The sequence below is a fragment of the Amycolatopsis kentuckyensis genome, assembly GCF_002155975.1.
Taxonomy (GTDB): Bacteria; Actinomycetota; Actinomycetes; order Mycobacteriales; family Pseudonocardiaceae; genus Amycolatopsis; species Amycolatopsis kentuckyensis.
In genome coordinates, this window is sequence record NZ_MUMI01000154.1 from 1 (window position 1) to 14,852 (window position 14,852).

Below are 14,852 nucleotides of genomic sequence, written 5' to 3' on the forward strand. Positions count from 1 at the left end.
CGTGCTCGGCGCGGTGCTCGGCGCCGCACTCATCGCCGTCCCCCTCACCCTCCCCGCCGCCGCGTCCATCCCGCCGCCCGAGTCGGGCTGGACCACCGTCTTCGCCGACGACTTCACCGGCGGCTCCGGCTCGCTCCCCTCGAGCGCGAACTGGATCATCGACACCGGCCACAGCTACCCGGGCGGCCCCGCCAACTGGGGCACCGGCGAGATCCAGAACTACACGTCGAGCACCGCGCCGAGCACGAGCCTGCGGGAGTGGGGCATCGGGTACGACCTCCTTGTCGACCGGATTTGTTGCCGTTCACAACAAAGCCCGTCGACAAGGAGACCTGACGACCTGAGGCGATTCCAGAGGCGTTACACGGGTTGGGTGATCCAGGTCACAAAGTCTGCCCGGAAGGCCATCCGCTCAGAGGCCGAAGCGGGACCAGGCTGCCTTCTGGGTCACCGCGTCCAGCACCGCCGACGCGGCCGCCGGGGCGCCGATGCCCAGCCGCGCGAGCAGGGGCCGCTTCGGCTCGGCCACCGAGATCTCCGCGTCCGGGTAGCGCTCGGTGATGATCTGGCGGAGGCTGCCGAGGCCGTCGGCCAGGCCGAGCTCGACCGCCTTCGCGCCGAGCCAGACGTCGCCGGTGAACAGGTCCTCCGCGTCCGTCAGGCGGTCACCGCGGCGTTCCTTCACCCAGTTCACGAACAGCTCGTGGAGCTGGGTGTGCATCTTCTTCAGCCACTCGACGTCTTCGGGCTTCTCCGGCGAGAACGGGTCCAAGCGCGACTTGTTCGCGCCCGCCGTGTGCAGCCGGCGCTCGATGCCGAAGCGTTCCAGCAGGCCGGTGAACCCGAAGCCGCCGCTGATCACGCCGATCGAGCCGACCATCGACGTGCGGTGGGCGTAGATCTCGTCGGCCGCGCAGGCCAGCCAGTACCCGCCCGACGCGGCGACGTCCTCGCAGAACGCCAGCACCGGCACGTTCTTCTCGTCGGCCAGCTGCCGGATCCGCTCGGCGACCAGGCCCGACTGCGTCGGCGCGCCACCCGGGGAGTTCACCAGCAGCGCGACCGCCTTCAGCCGATCGTGGCCGAACGCCCTGGTCAGCGCCGATTCCACGGCGGCCAGGTTGATCGCGCCCCTGGCCAGCGGCGACGGCGACGGTGTGATCACGCCGTGCAGCTTCACCACGGCCACGACGTCCTTGCGCTCCACCCGGTCGGCGAGCACCGGGATCCGCGAAGCCAGTTTGTCCGTAACGCTCATGAAGCCAGGCTAGCCGGATTCAGCTCATGGGGAGGATGCCCGACCGCGTGCCGTTGACGCCGTTCACGTCGGCGCCGTTGAGCTGGGTGGGACCGCCCTGGGCCGGGACGTCGGCCTCCGCGTCCGAGCTGTAGTCCGGCATGTTCGGCCGGACGCCCGGGACGAACTTCGGCACCCGCAGCGTCACCTTCATGCCGGCACCGGGCGCGGTCTCGACCATCACCGCGTAGTCGTTGCCGAAGACCTGCTGCATGCGCTGGCTGATGTTGCCGAGCCCGACGTGCGCGCCGGTGCTGTGCGCGTTCTTGACGTCCTTGAGGCGCCGCGGGTCCATGCCGATGCCGTCGTCCTCGACGCTGATCAGCGCCTCGGTGCCGTAGTCCTGCGCGATCACCGTGACGCAGCCGCCGCTGGGCTTGCTCGCCAGTCCGTGCTTGACCGCGTTCTCCACCAGCGGCTGGATGATCAGGAACGGCACGACGACGCTGAGCACCTCGGGCGCGATCTTCATCCGCACCTCGAGCCGTCCGCCGAAGCGGGCGTTCTCGATGGTCAGGTAGCGGTCGATGTTGCGGAGCTCCTCGGCGAGCGAGGTGAACATGCCCGACGTCCGGAACGAGTAGCGCGTGAAGTCGGCGAAGTCCTGAAGCAGCTCTCGCGCCTCTTCGGGGTCCGTGCGGATCAGGGCGGAGATCGTGTTCAGCGCGTTGTAGACGAAGTGCGGCGAGATCTGCGCCCGCAGCGCCTTGATCTCGGCCTGCTGGAGCTGGTGCTTGGACTCGTCGAGCCGGGCCAGCTCGAACTGGGTGCAGACGAACTGGGCGACGGCGTCGGCCATCTGCACCAGCCGGCCCCGGGTCCGGCCGACGACGATCAGCGCCGCCTCCGTCTCGCCCTCCACCAGCAGCGGCACGATGACCGCGGTCTTCATCCGGCAGGTGCCGCGGTGGTTGCACGGCATCCGGTCGTGCGCGACGACCTCGCGGCGGTGCTTGCGGATCGCCGCCCCGATCGCCTCGACCAGGTCGACGTAGTGCTCGTTCGCCTCGCCGTCCCAGGACAGCAGCGTGCCTTCGCTGTCGGTGATGCCGACGGCGACGCAGTCGAGCATCTGCAGCAGCTGCGTGGTGATCTTGTCGGCGGCGTCCTCGTCCAGCCCGGCACGCAGGTTCGGCGCCGCCTTCGACATCCGGTGCACGGCCTGCAGCATGGCGTCCTCGACCACGCTGACCGGGCGGCGCTGCTTGACGAGCAGCACGACGACCGCGGCGACGAGCAGCACCACAAGACCCCACGGGACGATCTGCGCAAGCGGGAACCCGGACACGGCGTCCATGCTCTGCGCTCGACCGACCGGGTGCAAGGCCTGATCCCACTTTCTGTCCAACAGCGATGACCGAGGGTTGCCGAGACCCTACCGAGCGTCCGGAAGCGACTACTTCAGGAGTCGCGACATCCGGCGGTCGGCGAGCGGCTTGCCGCCGGTCTGGCAGGTCGGGCAGTACTGGAACGACTTGTCGGCGAAGGATATTTCGCGGATCGTGTCGCCGCAGACGGGGCACGGCAGCCCGGTGCGCGCGTGGACCCGCAGGCCCGACCGCTTCTCGCCCTTCAGCCGGGCCGCCTTCTGCCCCACCGACCGCTCGACGGCGTCGGTCTCGATCTCGCGGATCGCCTCGGCGAGGGTTTCCAGCGCGCCTTCGCCGAGCTTGCCGATCGTGGCGTACGGCGAGAGCTTCGCGCGGTGCATGATCTCGTCGGAGTAGGCGTTGCCGATCCCGGCGAGCAGCGACTGGTCGGTGAGCGCCCACTTCAGCCGGGTGTTCTTGCCGGCGAAGAGCTCGCGCAGCCGAGCGGCGTCGACGGCGAGCGCGTCCGGGCCCAGCCGCGCGACGCTCGCGATCTCCTGCGGGTCCTCCACGATCCACACCGCGAGGCCCTTCTTCGTGCCCGCTTCGGTGAGGTCGAAGCCCGGTCCGGTCGCGGACTCGAGGTGCACCCGCAGCGAGATCGGGCCCTTGCCCGGTTTCAGCGGTGCCGCGGCGAGGCCGTCGGACCAGCGCAGCCACCCCGCGCGGGCCAGGTGGACGACGAGGTGCAGGTCACCGGCGACGACGTCGAGGTGCTTGCCGTGCCGGGTCGCGCCGGTGATCTCGCGGCCGTGCAGGTCGGTCCACGGCGGCGTCGCCGTCTTCAGCACGCTCAGCGATGCGACATCGATGCGGAAGATCGTCCGGCCCACGGCGTTCTCGCGCAGGTGGTGAGCCAGTGCTTCGACCTCGGGTAGCTCGGGCATGGCTCCAGTGTCCTACTCGACCGGGTGAAGCGGCCCGTCGAAGTCCGGCAGCGAGTGCCGCTGGATGGTCTTGGAGATCTTCTTGACCTCGCCCTGGACGGTGAACATGCCGCGGATGGTGCCGACCCAGCGCTCGGACGGCCGGTCACCGGTCACGTCGCCCTCGGTCTCCGCGACCACGGTCCAGGGACGGCGCAGGATCCACCGCAGCGGGAAGAACAGCACCACGAGCAGCAGCGCCAGCAGCACCCACGCGGGGACGTTGACCTGGTCCGGCGTCCACACGATGAGGATCACGGCCAGCAGCGCGGTGACGACGATCATCGCGATTCCGGGCCCGTAGCTGCCCGCGACGTCGTGCTCGAAGTCGTCGGCCGTCGCCGGTGCGCGCCATTCCATCTGGGCACGGACCACCCAGTCGCGGCCGTCTTCGCCGCGTACCAGCCGGTTCATTCAGTTGCCTCCCGGGGCGCCCGCAGGGTGAGCGCCTCAACGGTACCGTGCCGGGGCTCACCCGCGCGAGGGAGGAACCGGACATCTCGCCCACCGGAGGAGATCACCGCTGATCAAGAACCTGACGGCGGGACCAGAGCCGGGTCCGCCGGTTCGCCCGACCCGGTGACGGTCGAGGCGCTGTCCGGGCACGGCTTGCCCGAAGTCGGCGTCACGGTCGTCGACGGTTCCGGCGGCGTCTCGGTGGCGCCGGACTCGTCGTCCTTCGGCGCCGGCTTCTCCGCGTCGTCCGACGACGGGTCCGGTTTGCCGGGCCGGCCGGTCGGCGACAGCTCGGGCGCTTCGGCGTCCTCCGGCACGGGTGCTTCGGCGGAGTCGGTCGTCATCGTCATGTCCGGCCTCGACGTGTCCAGCCGCGGCGAGGTCGCCGGCTGGTCAGGCGCCACGAACGTCGACGAGGTGAGGTCTTCGCGCGGGGCCGGCTGCGCACCGGCACCCACTTCCCCGACCGGGACGTCGCCGGCGACCGGCAGTTGCGGGACTTCGTTCGCGGCGACCTGCCGCTCCCCGCCCCGCGACCGGGCCGGCACCGCGGCCCCGGTGCCGCGGCCGTTGAGCACGCCGATGCCGATCCGCGGCTCCGGCTGCGCCTGCGGCGGCGGCTGGTGGTGCGTCTCCGACGGCGGCACCACGACGAGCTCGGGCGCCCCACCGGGCAACCCGATGTCCTGCACCGGCGCGGATCCGAACAGCACCGGCCCGGCGGCGACGCCCACGGCACCCACCGCGGCGGTCGACGCCAGCGCCAGCCCGATCTTCACCTTCGAACCGACCAGCACGCCCTTGACCGTCGCGCCCAGCCCGGCCAGCACCCCGCTGCCGCCCACCGACGCGGCGGCCGGCACCAGCAGCACCAGCACCCCGGCGTGCGCCCGCAGCGACGAGCAGACGTCCCGCAGCTCGTCCTGCGTCGCGCGGCACGACGGGCAGCCGTGCAGGTGCGCCTTGATCCGCTCCGCCTCGGCACCGGTGACGCTGCCCGCGGTGAACCCGCCGAGCTTTTCCACGACCGCCCGGCACGAATCCGGTCCGCGGCTCACCGAAAGGTGGGCCTGCAGGTACGCCGCACGCAGCCCCTGCCGCGCCCGGCGGGCCAGCGCCGCGGTCGCGTTCGCGCTCAACCCGAAGTGGGGAGCGACCATCGCGGGCTGCTCACCCTCGACCTCGGTCTGCCACAGCACCGTCCGCCACCGCTCCGGCAGGCTGGTGAACGCCGTCGTGATCAGCGTGTGCTCCGCCGTGCGGGCGTGCGTGTCCGCACCCGCCCCGGCGCGGAAAGTCAGCTCGTCGTCGGAGACCGGGACGTCCCGGCGGGCACCGTGCCACTCCCACGACACCCGGCGGGCGACGGTCAGCAGGTACGCGCGGACGTAGTCACGGGGACCGGCACCCCGGCGGAGGGCCTGCAACACGCGGAAGAACGTCTCCGCGGTGATGTCCTCGGCCTCGGACCGATCGGCCGCCAGGCTCTGCGCGAGCCGGCGGACCGCGGCGGCGTGCAGCTCGAACAGCTCCCCGAACGCGGCGTCCTCGCCGTTGCGGAGCCGTTGCAGCAGTGCCTGCTCGTCGGATTCCGAGGCCGCTGGTGGCGGCGCCGTGCCCAGCTCGGTCATCCGGCCCGGCACCTCCTCCCCGAAGGTCTCCCCATTCGGTCGAATGGAGACACCATACGGAGGGAATCAGCCGTCGTCACCCCTTGTACGCCAGCTGTGACACCGAAGCACCGGTCCGGGGACGGGGGGACCCGGTGACAGCCCCCTGACGCGGAGGGTATAGAGTTCTTCCCATCAGCAAGACAACGCGGATGTAGCGCAGCTGGTAGCGCATCACCTTGCCAAGGTGAGGGTCGCGGGTTCGAATCCCGTCATCCGCTCGCGGGTAAGAGGGCTGTATCGGCAGAAATCGCCGATACAGCCCTCTCGCCATTTCACCCGGGGGCCGAGCCCCCGGACCCCCCACGGTGCCTTCGCCAGACCTGGGGACGGTGCCCCGGCTTCCCCTTCCGGGCTTGGCCTTGGGGCCCCCTATTCGGGTTTTCAGAGCTCGTAGGTGTCGAGGATCGTGGGGGCCACCGGGGTCAGGTGGGGGTCTTCCCGCTCCGTCACCTGGCCTCGGGCCATTCGGTACACGCGGAAGTTGTTGTCGTTCTCGGTGTCCTGGTCGTCCCACGTGTGCAAGAGGCCGTAGGAACCCGGGGCCAATTCGCCCGCTCGGGTGAACAACGTCAGGAGATCGGCGGCCTGGGCGCCGTGTTTGTCGAACCCTCCGAAGTGGAGCATCGGCATCCCCGCGCTCCAGCGGAGGTCGACCAGGTCGAAGTCGCCCGCGTCGCGGATCGCGCGGTGCACGCGGTCGACCAGGCGTTCCAGGAGCGCCGCGTCGTCATCGCCGCTCGCGGTCGCCTGGATGGTCACCCAGCCGTGGTATTCGAACACCCGCAGAACGGTAGCAAGAGATCAACCAGCGGCTCAGCGGGCCAGCTCGGACCGCTCTCCGGGGGTCCGGGTGGCGGAAGTCCCGGTTGTCACGGCCGGCTTCCCGTCGCGGCGCAGGACGTTCGACAGCACGCCTTCGCCCAGCCGCTCGAACGCCGGCACCAGCTTCTCGCCGAACACGCACAGCGTCCGCTCCCACGGGTGGCCGAGCGTGCCGTAGGAGAAGTCCGCCGCCAGGAACAGGTGGTAGTCCGCACGCGGGAACACCGGCACCGGCCAGCGTGCGCTCCCGGACATCAGGTGCGGGCGGACGCGGTAGGACTGGTGCTGCCAGTGCAGCGCCCACATCCAGTCGTCCGGACCGCAGACCTCCCGGAACGCGGCCAGCGCGATCGTCCCGACCTGGTGCTCCTCGACCGCGTACGGGCCCAGCCGGAACTCCGCCGAGGCGCGGTCCAGGTTCCCGGGCGAAAGGTCCCACGTCCGCGACGGTGCCGGCTCCCGGAACCCGGGCCAGGCGTGCGCGTAGGTGCTCGGCCAGAACGCCAGCTTGTCGTACACCCAGTACCAGGCTGGCTCGTCGACGACGCGGGAGACGGCTTCCCAGGCAGCATTCACGGTTTGAGACCTCGAGTCGGCCGAGCGCGGAAGAACACGCGAAAGCTTCGTGTTCGGCCTCCGGTTTGTCCAGTCCCCGTCCGCCCGCCGCGAACTGTGTCACTCATCCGGGTGGGTTCCGCCAGATTGTCACCATGCGGATCCTCTTCGTCCACGGTGCTTTCGTCCGCGACGGCGCGTGGTGGTGGCAGCCCACCGCCGACGTGCTCGCCCGGCACGGTCTGCGCAGTTCAGCGGCGGTGCTGCCGAGCTGCGAGGGCGAGCCGCGCGGTGATCTGCACGCCGACGCGGAAGCCGTCCGCGCCCTGCTCGACGCCTCCGACGAGCCCGCGCTGCTCGTCGGCCACTCGTACGGCGGCATGGTGATCACCACAGCGGGCGACCACCCCGCGGTCCGGCGGCTCGTCTACGTGACGTCGTTCCTCCCGGACGCCGGCGAGGCGCTCGCCGACTTCGGGACCGGCGAACCGGCGCCGTGGCACGTCAGCCACGGCGACGGCACCGCGAGCGTCCGGGAGGAACTGGTGCGGCCGCTGTTCGCCCAGGACTTCGACGACCCCACCTACGCCGCGGCCGCCGACCGGCTCACCGCGCAGAACGAAGCGGTGTTCGGCCAGCCGGCGACCCGGGCGGCGTGGCGGCAGGTCCCGTCGACCTACCTCGTCTGCGGTGAAGACCGCGCGACACCGCCCGAGACCCAGCGGGCCCAGGCGGCGCGCGCCACCGACGTCGTCGAGCTACCGGTGGCGCACCACCCCTTCGTCACGCGGCCGGACCTCGTGGCCGGCGTGCTGCTCAGGCTGCGTCCCAGAGGGTGAGGAACGCCGAGGCCTCGCTGCGGGCCCAGGGCCGCATCCGGGCGCGGTCGCGCGGCGTGAGCCGGTACTCCTTGCCGCGGCGGACGTCGATCACCAGCGCCTCGCCGCCGGGCAGGATGTCGGGCATCGCCTCCTCCATGACCCAGAGCGCGAGCTGCGCCGAGGACTTCGCCAGTGGCTCCTCCTTGAAGTAGAGCCAGGTCGCGTAGCGGCGGCCGTCGCTCTTGCGCAGCCCCATCTGCGGGCTGACGCCGATTTCGAGCTCGCCGATCCGGCACCGGCCGCGCCCGACCTCCACCAGCCTCGGCGACTTGCGGCCGAGGTACCGCAGCCAGCCCTCGGCGATCGCCGCGTAGTGCGGCTTCGTCCGCTCGTCGGCGGCGTTGACGAGCGCGCGCAGCGCCACCTCGTCCTGGTTCGCCGCCCGGCCGGAGCGCACCGCGTTGGCCGCCCGCCGGTAGTAGTTGAACGCCGCTCGCGCCGGATCCTCGTACTGACGGCGCTGCCGCCGGACGAACGACGACCGCGACGGCCCGGAACTCGCGCTGTAGCCCACGAACGTGGACAGGGTGATGTAGGCCATGGCCCTGCCTTCCTCCATCACGCCACCCGCGGTCGCGGGCGGCATCTCCCCTGGACAACGCCAATTTTAGAACACATGTACGACAGTTTCGGGGTCCTGACGGGTGACGGCCGCCGGTCCGGAGCACTCCGTGGAGACAATTCGGGATCGTCCACGCGGAGGACTCCCGAAACGGCGTTCCGTGCGCTACGTTGCCGATCAACCTCGAACAGCAACGTCTCAGGTCGGCCGCGCGTGCCAGACTGATGCCCCGAACGGTGGATGGGGGTCTACTCATGAGCTGGCAGGACGACCTGCGCCGGCTGGACGCGGATCTGGCGGCCGGCCGCATCGAGCCAGCCGCCCACCGCAAGCAGCGGGACGAGCTGCTCGCGCAGGCTTCCGGTTCGACCGTGGCCTCACCCGTCCCGTCACCGCTGCGCCGGCCCGCGACAGCGTGGCAGAGCAAGAACCCCGCGGCGGCGACGGAGGCCCTGCCGGCGCAACGGCAGGAACCGCCGTCGAACCCGCAGGGCTACCAGCCGTCCCGGCCGCAGGTCCGCCCGCCGGCGCCCGCGCCTCCGTGGCAGCGCACCGGGACCGGCGTGCCCGCCGTCGCGGACCACCTGACCACGGCGCCGAGCCCGGCGGACATCAACCCGACGCGGTACCTGAGCGTCGAGGGCCCGCTGCCGGACCGGCCGCAGCTCAGCCGGTTCCCGCCGACGCACCCGCGCGGGGAGCAGGCGCCGCCCAGGCCGGTGGGGCCGCCGCCGGACGAGACGGGCAAGCACCGCTGGGACGAATCGGCGGACGGCCGCCGCCGTCCGGTCCGGCTCTTCGTCGCCCTGGGTGTGCTCCTGGTCCTGGCGATGATCGCCGGCGGGATCGCGTGGCTCGGCCGCGATTCCGGCTCGGACCGGGCGGCCGCCCCGTCGAGCGCACCGTCGTCGGGTTCCGACGGCGTCCGCACCCCGTCGCTGGACGAACGGGTGCCGCAGATGCCCGGCAAGCAGAACCCGAACAACTCGACGATGTCCGTGGCGAAGGGCCTGGAGCTGGGGCTCTACCCGGCGTCGACCGCGGACCTGCTGAACGCCAACGGGGCGAGCAAGGTGATCTACCGGGGCGCCGCCGACGGCGACGTCTCGTACCTGGTCCTGGTCGTGCCGACGGGCAGCCCGGCCAACGCGCAGGCCGTCGTCGAGAAGCTCTACCAGGACGCGCTGGCGGGCGGCTTCCGGTCGGTCCAGTCGGCGTTGCGCACGGTGTCGGGCAAGGACCGCGACACCTTCCTGAACACCACCTGGTACGGCTCCGGCAGCAATGTCGTGAGCATCGGGATCGCCGAGCCCGACCGCGGCCAGGCGGGTCTGAGCAGCGAGCTGGACAAGGCCGTGGACGCGCTCGAGGCGGTCCTCCCGGTCAGCTGAGCCTGAACGGACCCTTCCGACCTCGGCGGGCGGGGCTGAGTGCACAATGATGCGGGAGCTGGCTGGGCCGGCGACGCAGACGAGAAGGGGGCCCGGTTTGTCCTGGCAGGAGCAACTACGCCAGTTGGACGAAGAGCTGGCCGCGGGTCAGATTTCGGCTGACGACTACCGGCTGCGGCGAGACAGCGTCCTTTCCGCGGCGGTCAACGTCGATCCCCAGGCAGGCCAGACCGGGGCCGGTGAGTCGGAGAGCACGCACATCATCGCCCCGGTGACCCCGCCGCCCGGCCAGCCGCAGGCTCCCGCCGCGCCGGCGGGCGACCAGACCCAGATCGTCAACACCTCGTTCGGCGACGGCGAACGCACCCAGGCCGTCCCGCAGGGCCCCCCGCCCCAGGGCTGGGCGCCGGCCGGCCAGGGCGACGCCGAGCGCACGCAGGTCGTGCCGGGCGTGCCGCCGCAGGCCACCGGCGGCGGTTTCCACCAGGGCGGCCACGGTTCGGGCGGGTTCCCGGCCCAGCAGCCGCAGTACGCGCCGCCGCCGCACCTGTCCGGTCCCAACCAGCAGATGCCGTGGGCCGCGCCCGCGCAGAACACGAGCACCCCGTGGGGCGGCTCGGACTTCCCGGCCGACACCAGCTGGGTCGGCCAGGGGCCGGAGCCGTCGTTCGAGACGACCCCGGCCAAGGGCGGCAAGAAGATCATCGCGATCGTCATCGCGGTCGTCGTGCTGGCCGGCCTCGGCGTCGGCGGCTACTTCCTCTTCTCCGGCGGCAACGAGCAGACGCCGCCGGTCGCGCAGTCGTCCACCGCGCCGCCGCCCCCGACCCAGAAGCCGAAGGACGACCTCGAGATCGCCAAGCTCCCGGGCGACGTCAAGGAAACCACCGACTTCGCCAAGTTCGACGACTTCGAGGCGCGCAAGGTCCTCACCGACGAGGAGAACGACGCCCTCGCCGCGGCGAACCCGACCACCGCGCGGATGTCGGTGTCGAACCTGCCCTCCGGCGTGACCGTCGTCGTGGTCACCGCCAAGACCTCGGGTGCCTCGGCCGCGGCCAACGCGGTCGACAAGCTCGGGACGCTGCAGGCGAAGTACAAGCTCACGAAGTACACCGGCACGGCGCCCGAGGGCGTCGACGTCGTGCAGCTCGTCAAGGAAGACGGCAGCGCCCTGATCCGGGCCCACTACGTGCACAAGCAGACCGTGGTCCGCGTGCAGGTGAACGGGTCGGACATGGCCGGCGTCTCGCAGGCCTTCGACGAGATCCTCGCGAAGCAGCTGGCAGAGCTGCCCGCCAACGGCTGACATGGCGGCTCGCCGGTTCGTCGCCTGCACCGTGGTCACCCGGGACCGCCTGGGTGCCGCCGAGGTGCTCGCCGCGTCGTACCGCGCGCACCACCCCGGACACGAGTTCACCGTGCTCGTGGCCGACGACGGCACCGCGCCCGGCGAGCTGGACCTCGAGCCGGCGGAGTACTTCCGGCTGGTCACCTGCCACGACGGCGCCGACCTGGCGGACGTCCTGCGGCCGCTGCTGCTGCGCAGCCTGCTGGAGCGGTTCGACGTCGCGGTCCTGCTGGACGCCGACGTCGAGGTCCACGCACCGTTCGAGGACGTCAGCGCGCTCGCGGCGGACCACGGCGTCGTCGTCGCGGCGGCGCTGCTGGCCCCGCTCCCGCGGGACGGTCTCGAACCCGAGGACGTCCCCGGCGTCTACGACGGCTTCCTCGCCGCCGGGCCCGCCGCCCGGCCGTTCCTCGACCACTGGGCGGACCGGGCCCGGCGCCGGCCACCGCACCGGACGGCGGCGACCTGGCGGTGGCCGGAGCTGCTCCCCGGCACGTTCGAGCACCTGGTCGTGCGCGACTCCGGGCTCGCCGTCGGCTACTGGAACCTGCACGAACGCTCGCCGTCGGAGAGCCGGTTCATCGCCTTCCGCGGCTACGACCCCGAAGCGCCCTGGCTGCTGACGGCCGACTGCGCGACACGGCCGCGGGTGCGGCTTTCCGCGGATCCGGTCCTGCGCCGGCTGTGTGCCGCCTACGGCGACCGGGTCGGCCCGGCCCGGCCCGGCGAAGGCCGGTTTTCCACGCTGCCGGACGGTTCGCCGCTCACCCCGCAGATGCGGCAGCTCTACCACGACGCCTGGCTGCGCACGGAATCGCCGGACCTGCCGGCCGAAAAGCTGCCGCCGCACCCGTTCGGCGAAGACGGCGGCCGCGCGTTCCGGGAGTGGCTGACCGAACCGGCGAACCCGGTCGACGCCGCCGGGGGGCTGACGCGGCTGGCGGCCGAGGTCTGGCGCGCCCGCGTCGACCTGCAGGCGGTCTTCCCCCACCCCCGCGGCGAGAGCGCGCCCGGGTTCCGGCAGTGGTGCGCGACCCACGGCGTCGCCGAGGGCCTGCTGCCGGCGTGGGCGCTCCCGGTGCCCGCCGCGGCACCGCTGGCGCCGGTCGCCGACTTCGGGGTCAACGTCGTCGGCTTCCTCACCGCCGAACTCGGGCTCGGCGAGATGGCCCGGCTGGTCCAGCGGATGATCGCCCGAGCGGGCATCCCGATGGTGTCGGTCGTCGAAGAGCGGTCCATCGCCGGCTCGGTCCGCACCGGGCTCGCCGTCCCGGAAAGCGTCGGCCCGCCCCGGTTCGGGGTCAGCCTGCTGACGGTCAACTCCGACTTCACCCGGGTGGTCGTCGACAGCCACCCGGACGCCGCCGCCGGGCGCTACCGGATCGGGCTGTGGGCGTGGGAACTGGAGGACTTCCCGGCCGAAATGCACGACGGGTTCGCGTTCGTCGACGAGGTCTGGACCCCCAGCGAGTTCGCCACCCGGGCGATCGCGGCGCACTCGCCGGTCCCGGTCCGGACCATTCCGGTGCCGGTGCCCGACCCCGGCCCGGTGTCGCGGGAACCCGATGGGCAGACCCGGTTCCTGTTCGTCTTCGACTTCAACTCGACCGGCGGCCGGAAGAACCCGTGGGGTGTCGTCGAGGCGTTCCGCCGCGCCTTCCCCGGCCGCGAAGACGTCCGGCTCGTGCTGAAGGCCACCAACGGGCAGCGGAACACCGCGGCCGTCGAACGGCTGCAGCGCGCGATCGACGGCGACCCGCGGATCGAGCTCGTGGAGCGGTACCTCACCACGGCCGAACTCGACGCCCTGTATGCCAGGACCGACGCCTACGTGTCACTGCACCGGAGCGAGGGGTTCGGGCTGACGGTGGCCGAGGCGATGGTCAGGGGGCTGCCGGTGATCGCGACGGACTATTCGAGCACGACCGAGTTCTTCGGTCCCGGGTCCGGCTGGCCGGTGCCGTTCACGATGACCGACGTCGGCCCGGGCTGGCCGCCCTACCGGAGTGACGGCCACTGGGCCGACCCGGACCTCGACGCGGCGGCCGAGGCCATGCGCGCCGTCGCCGACGACCCGGCCGAAGCCCGCCGCCGCGGGGCCGCCGCCCGCGAGCACATCCTGCGCACGCACCCGGCCGACGTCACGGTGGCGTGGCTGCGCGAGCGGCTGGGAGAAGCGCACCGGACCTGGCTCGCCCGGCAGGCGCCCGAACCGCCGCCGCGGTCACCGCTGGCCGCCCGCGCCCGTCGCCTGCTGCGGCCGGTGGCCCGCCGGATGCGGGTGACGTCGTGACGCGGCCCGGCGGCCCGCAGCAGACGATGCTGCCGGTCTACGAAGCCTTCCTGCCCCGCGAGCACGCGCTCTACCGGCCGCGCCACGGCGGGAAGCAGCTCGTGGCGCTGATCTGCGCCACCGTCTTCTTCCTCACGCCGAACCTGTCGGTGGTCTTCGGCGCGCGGCCCGGCGAATTCGAAAACCGGGCGCTGACGCCGTTCCCGAGCATCGGGCAGGGCTGGTCGTTCTTCCCGCAGCTCGGCAGCTGGGCCACCGACCACCTGGTGCTGCGCGAACAAGCCGTGCACACCGCCGACGCCATCAGCCGCGGGGTGTTCGGCGAACCGCCGCCGCTGAACCAGGAACACCAGCAGGGCCCGCTGCAGGTGCCGGGCGACACCAAGCTCGACCCGCGACAGTTCCCCACCGTGATCGAGGGCAAGGACGGCTGGCTCTACCTCGGCGACGAGGTCACCAGCCACTGCGTGCCGACCGAGAACCTGGACACCACGTTCGACCGGCTGCGCCGCTTCCGCGACGGGATCGAGGCTTCGGGCCGCCAGCTGGTCGTCGTCATCGCGCCGGACAAGGCGACCATGGTGCCGCAGCACCTGCCCGACAACTACCTCGGCAAGGACTGCCACGACGCCGTCCAGAACGACTTCTGGCGCCGGGTCGACGCCGAGAACTTCATGGTCGACCTGCGCGGCCCGCTGCGGGACTGGGCCAACCGCAAGGGCCAGCCGCTCTACGGCCCGCTGGACGCCCACTGGAACGACGAAGGCGCGATCACCGCGGTCCGCGAGGTCACCGAGCGGCTGCGACCGGGCATCACCGGGAGCTGGCGCGTCGAGCCGAAGGAGAACTGGGAGCTGCCGGCCGACCTGCCGCGGCTGATCGGCCGGACCGGACTGACGGACGGCACGCACTACGCGCTGATGCCCGACGGCCGGACCGACCTGACCCGCACGATGCCCGCCGACTACATCCCGCCGGTGCACACCGACACCGCGACCGGGACGGGCACCTACGGCCTCCGCACGGCGTGGCTCGGCGACTCGTTCACCATCCGCACCCTGCCGTACATGGCCGCCACCTTCCGCGACCTGACCGCCATGCACTACAGCACGTCCGACCAGGACCGCGGCGCCGCGATCGGTGAGCTGCTCGGGCGCAGCGACGTCGTGGTGGTCGAGTTCGCCGAACGCGGGCTCATCGCCGGAGCCGCGTCGATGCTGACGCCGTCCGTGCAGCAGAACATCTTCCGCGAGCTCAACCGATGATCGCGCCGAA

At 72.1% G+C, this 14,852-nt stretch carries 13 protein-coding genes and 1 tRNA gene; 6 read left to right on the forward strand and 8 right to left on the reverse strand.

What is annotated here, in order from left to right:
- Positions 1 to 412: 412 nt before the first annotated feature.
- The 5 genes from CCN39_RS16155 to CCN39_RS16175 all read right to left on the reverse strand — a co-directional run bounded on the left by CCN39_RS16155 (position 413) and on the right by CCN39_RS16175 (position 5,680).
- Positions 413 to 1,258: a S49 family peptidase gene (locus tag CCN39_RS16155; protein ID WP_086842848.1), complete on the reverse strand. Its 846-nt coding sequence runs from the start codon at positions 1,256 to 1,258 to the stop codon at positions 413 to 415.
- A gap of 19 nt (positions 1,259 to 1,277) precedes the next feature.
- Positions 1,278 to 2,594: a histidine kinase gene (locus CCN39_RS16160; RefSeq protein ID WP_086842850.1), complete on the reverse strand. Its 1,317-nt coding sequence runs from the start codon at positions 2,592 to 2,594 to the stop codon at positions 1,278 to 1,280.
- A 99-nt stretch (positions 2,595 to 2,693) separates the two neighbouring features.
- Positions 2,694 to 3,554 (reverse strand): Fpg/Nei family DNA glycosylase, encoded by an 861-nt coding sequence (locus tag CCN39_RS16165; RefSeq protein ID WP_086842852.1) that lies wholly within the window; start codon positions 3,552 to 3,554, stop codon positions 2,694 to 2,696.
- 12 nt (positions 3,555 to 3,566) lie between these two features.
- Positions 3,567 to 4,007 carry a DUF983 domain-containing protein gene (locus CCN39_RS16170; RefSeq protein ID WP_086842855.1) on the reverse strand — a complete coding sequence of 147 codons (441 nt, stop codon included), beginning with the start codon at positions 4,005 to 4,007 and terminating at the stop codon, positions 3,567 to 3,569.
- Positions 4,008 to 4,120: 113 nt separating this feature from the next.
- Positions 4,121 to 5,680, reverse strand: coding sequence for a sigma-70 family RNA polymerase sigma factor (locus tag CCN39_RS16175; protein WP_086842857.1), 1,560 nt, complete (start codon positions 5,678 to 5,680; stop codon positions 4,121 to 4,123).
- 187 nt (positions 5,681 to 5,867) lie between these two features.
- On the opposite strand from CCN39_RS16175, the gene CCN39_RS16180 reads away from it, so the two are divergent.
- Positions 5,868 to 5,940: transfer RNA gene (locus tag CCN39_RS16180), tRNA-Gly, on the forward strand.
- A gap of 163 nt (positions 5,941 to 6,103) precedes the next feature.
- Here the strand turns inward: CCN39_RS16180 and CCN39_RS16185 are convergent.
- Both CCN39_RS16185 and CCN39_RS16190 read right to left on the reverse strand, forming a co-directional pair.
- Positions 6,104 to 6,502 carry an immunity 7 family protein gene (locus tag CCN39_RS16185; RefSeq protein ID WP_086842859.1) on the reverse strand — a complete coding sequence of 133 codons (399 nt, stop codon included), beginning with the start codon at positions 6,500 to 6,502 and terminating at the stop codon, positions 6,104 to 6,106.
- Positions 6,503 to 6,535: 33 nt separating this feature from the next.
- Complete coding sequence (locus tag CCN39_RS16190; RefSeq protein WP_086842862.1) at positions 6,536 to 7,120, reverse strand: DUF2716 domain-containing protein; 585 nt, start codon at positions 7,118 to 7,120, stop codon at positions 6,536 to 6,538.
- 134 nt (positions 7,121 to 7,254) lie between these two features.
- Between CCN39_RS16190 and CCN39_RS16195 the strand changes: the two genes are divergently transcribed.
- Positions 7,255 to 7,938 (forward strand): alpha/beta fold hydrolase, encoded by a 684-nt coding sequence (locus tag CCN39_RS16195; protein ID WP_086842865.1) that lies wholly within the window; start codon positions 7,255 to 7,257, stop codon positions 7,936 to 7,938.
- On the opposite strand, the gene CCN39_RS16200 is transcribed toward CCN39_RS16195, so the two are convergent.
- Positions 7,916 to 8,539 carry a hypothetical protein gene (locus CCN39_RS16200; protein ID WP_244210809.1) on the reverse strand — a complete coding sequence of 208 codons (624 nt, stop codon included), beginning with the start codon at positions 8,537 to 8,539 and terminating at the stop codon, positions 7,916 to 7,918. The two genes, CCN39_RS16195 and CCN39_RS16200, sit on opposite strands and share 23 nt — an antisense overlap.
- Before the next feature lie 257 nt (positions 8,540 to 8,796).
- Between CCN39_RS16200 and CCN39_RS16205 the strand changes: the two genes are divergently transcribed.
- The 4 genes from CCN39_RS16205 (at position 8,797) to CCN39_RS16220 (ending at position 14,842) form a co-directional block, all read left to right on the forward strand.
- Positions 8,797 to 9,933 carry a hypothetical protein gene (locus CCN39_RS16205; protein WP_086842869.1) on the forward strand — a complete coding sequence of 379 codons (1,137 nt, stop codon included), beginning with the start codon at positions 8,797 to 8,799 and terminating at the stop codon, positions 9,931 to 9,933.
- Positions 9,934 to 10,057: 124 nt separating this feature from the next.
- Entirely contained in the window at positions 10,058 to 11,242 is a 1,185-nt protein-coding gene (locus CCN39_RS16210) for a hypothetical protein (RefSeq protein WP_086842871.1), read from the forward strand.
- A gap of 1 nt (position 11,243) precedes the next feature.
- Positions 11,244 to 13,577: a glycosyltransferase gene (locus tag CCN39_RS16215; RefSeq protein WP_086842873.1), complete on the forward strand. Its 2,334-nt coding sequence runs from the start codon at positions 11,244 to 11,246 to the stop codon at positions 13,575 to 13,577.
- Complete coding sequence (locus tag CCN39_RS16220) at positions 13,574 to 14,842, forward strand: alginate O-acetyltransferase AlgX-related protein (protein ID WP_244210811.1); 1,269 nt, start codon at positions 13,574 to 13,576, stop codon at positions 14,840 to 14,842. The genes CCN39_RS16215 and CCN39_RS16220 overlap by 4 nt, the downstream gene beginning before the upstream one ends.
- The last annotated feature ends 10 nt before the right edge of the window (positions 14,843 to 14,852 follow it).

What these genes read in the sequence shown, in the direction of transcription:
- CCN39_RS16155 (WP_086842848.1), bottom strand. Translation starts at nt 1,258, where the DNA reads ATGAGCGTTACGGACAAACTGGCTTCGCGGATCCCGGTGCTCGCCGAC.
- CCN39_RS16160 (WP_086842850.1), bottom strand. Translation starts at nt 2,594, where the DNA reads ATGGACGCCGTGTCCGGGTTCCCGCTTGCGCAGATCGTCCCGTGGGGT.
- CCN39_RS16165 (WP_086842852.1), bottom strand. Translation starts at nt 3,554, where the DNA reads ATGCCCGAGCTACCCGAGGTCGAAGCACTGGCTCACCACCTGCGCGAG.
- CCN39_RS16170 (WP_086842855.1), bottom strand. Translation starts at nt 4,007, where the DNA reads ATGAACCGGCTGGTACGCGGCGAAGACGGCCGCGACTGGGTGGTCCGT.
- CCN39_RS16175 (WP_086842857.1), bottom strand. Translation starts at nt 5,680, where the DNA reads ATGACCGAGCTGGGCACGGCGCCGCCACCAGCGGCCTCGGAATCCGAC.
- CCN39_RS16195 (WP_086842865.1), top strand. Translation starts at nt 7,255, where the DNA reads ATGCGGATCCTCTTCGTCCACGGTGCTTTCGTCCGCGACGGCGCGTGG.
- CCN39_RS16200 (WP_244210809.1), bottom strand. Translation starts at nt 8,539, where the DNA reads ATGGAGGAAGGCAGGGCCATGGCCTACATCACCCTGTCCACGTTCGTG.
- CCN39_RS16205 (WP_086842869.1), top strand. Translation starts at nt 8,797, where the DNA reads ATGAGCTGGCAGGACGACCTGCGCCGGCTGGACGCGGATCTGGCGGCC.
- CCN39_RS16215 (WP_086842873.1), top strand. Translation starts at nt 11,244, where the DNA reads ATGGCGGCTCGCCGGTTCGTCGCCTGCACCGTGGTCACCCGGGACCGC.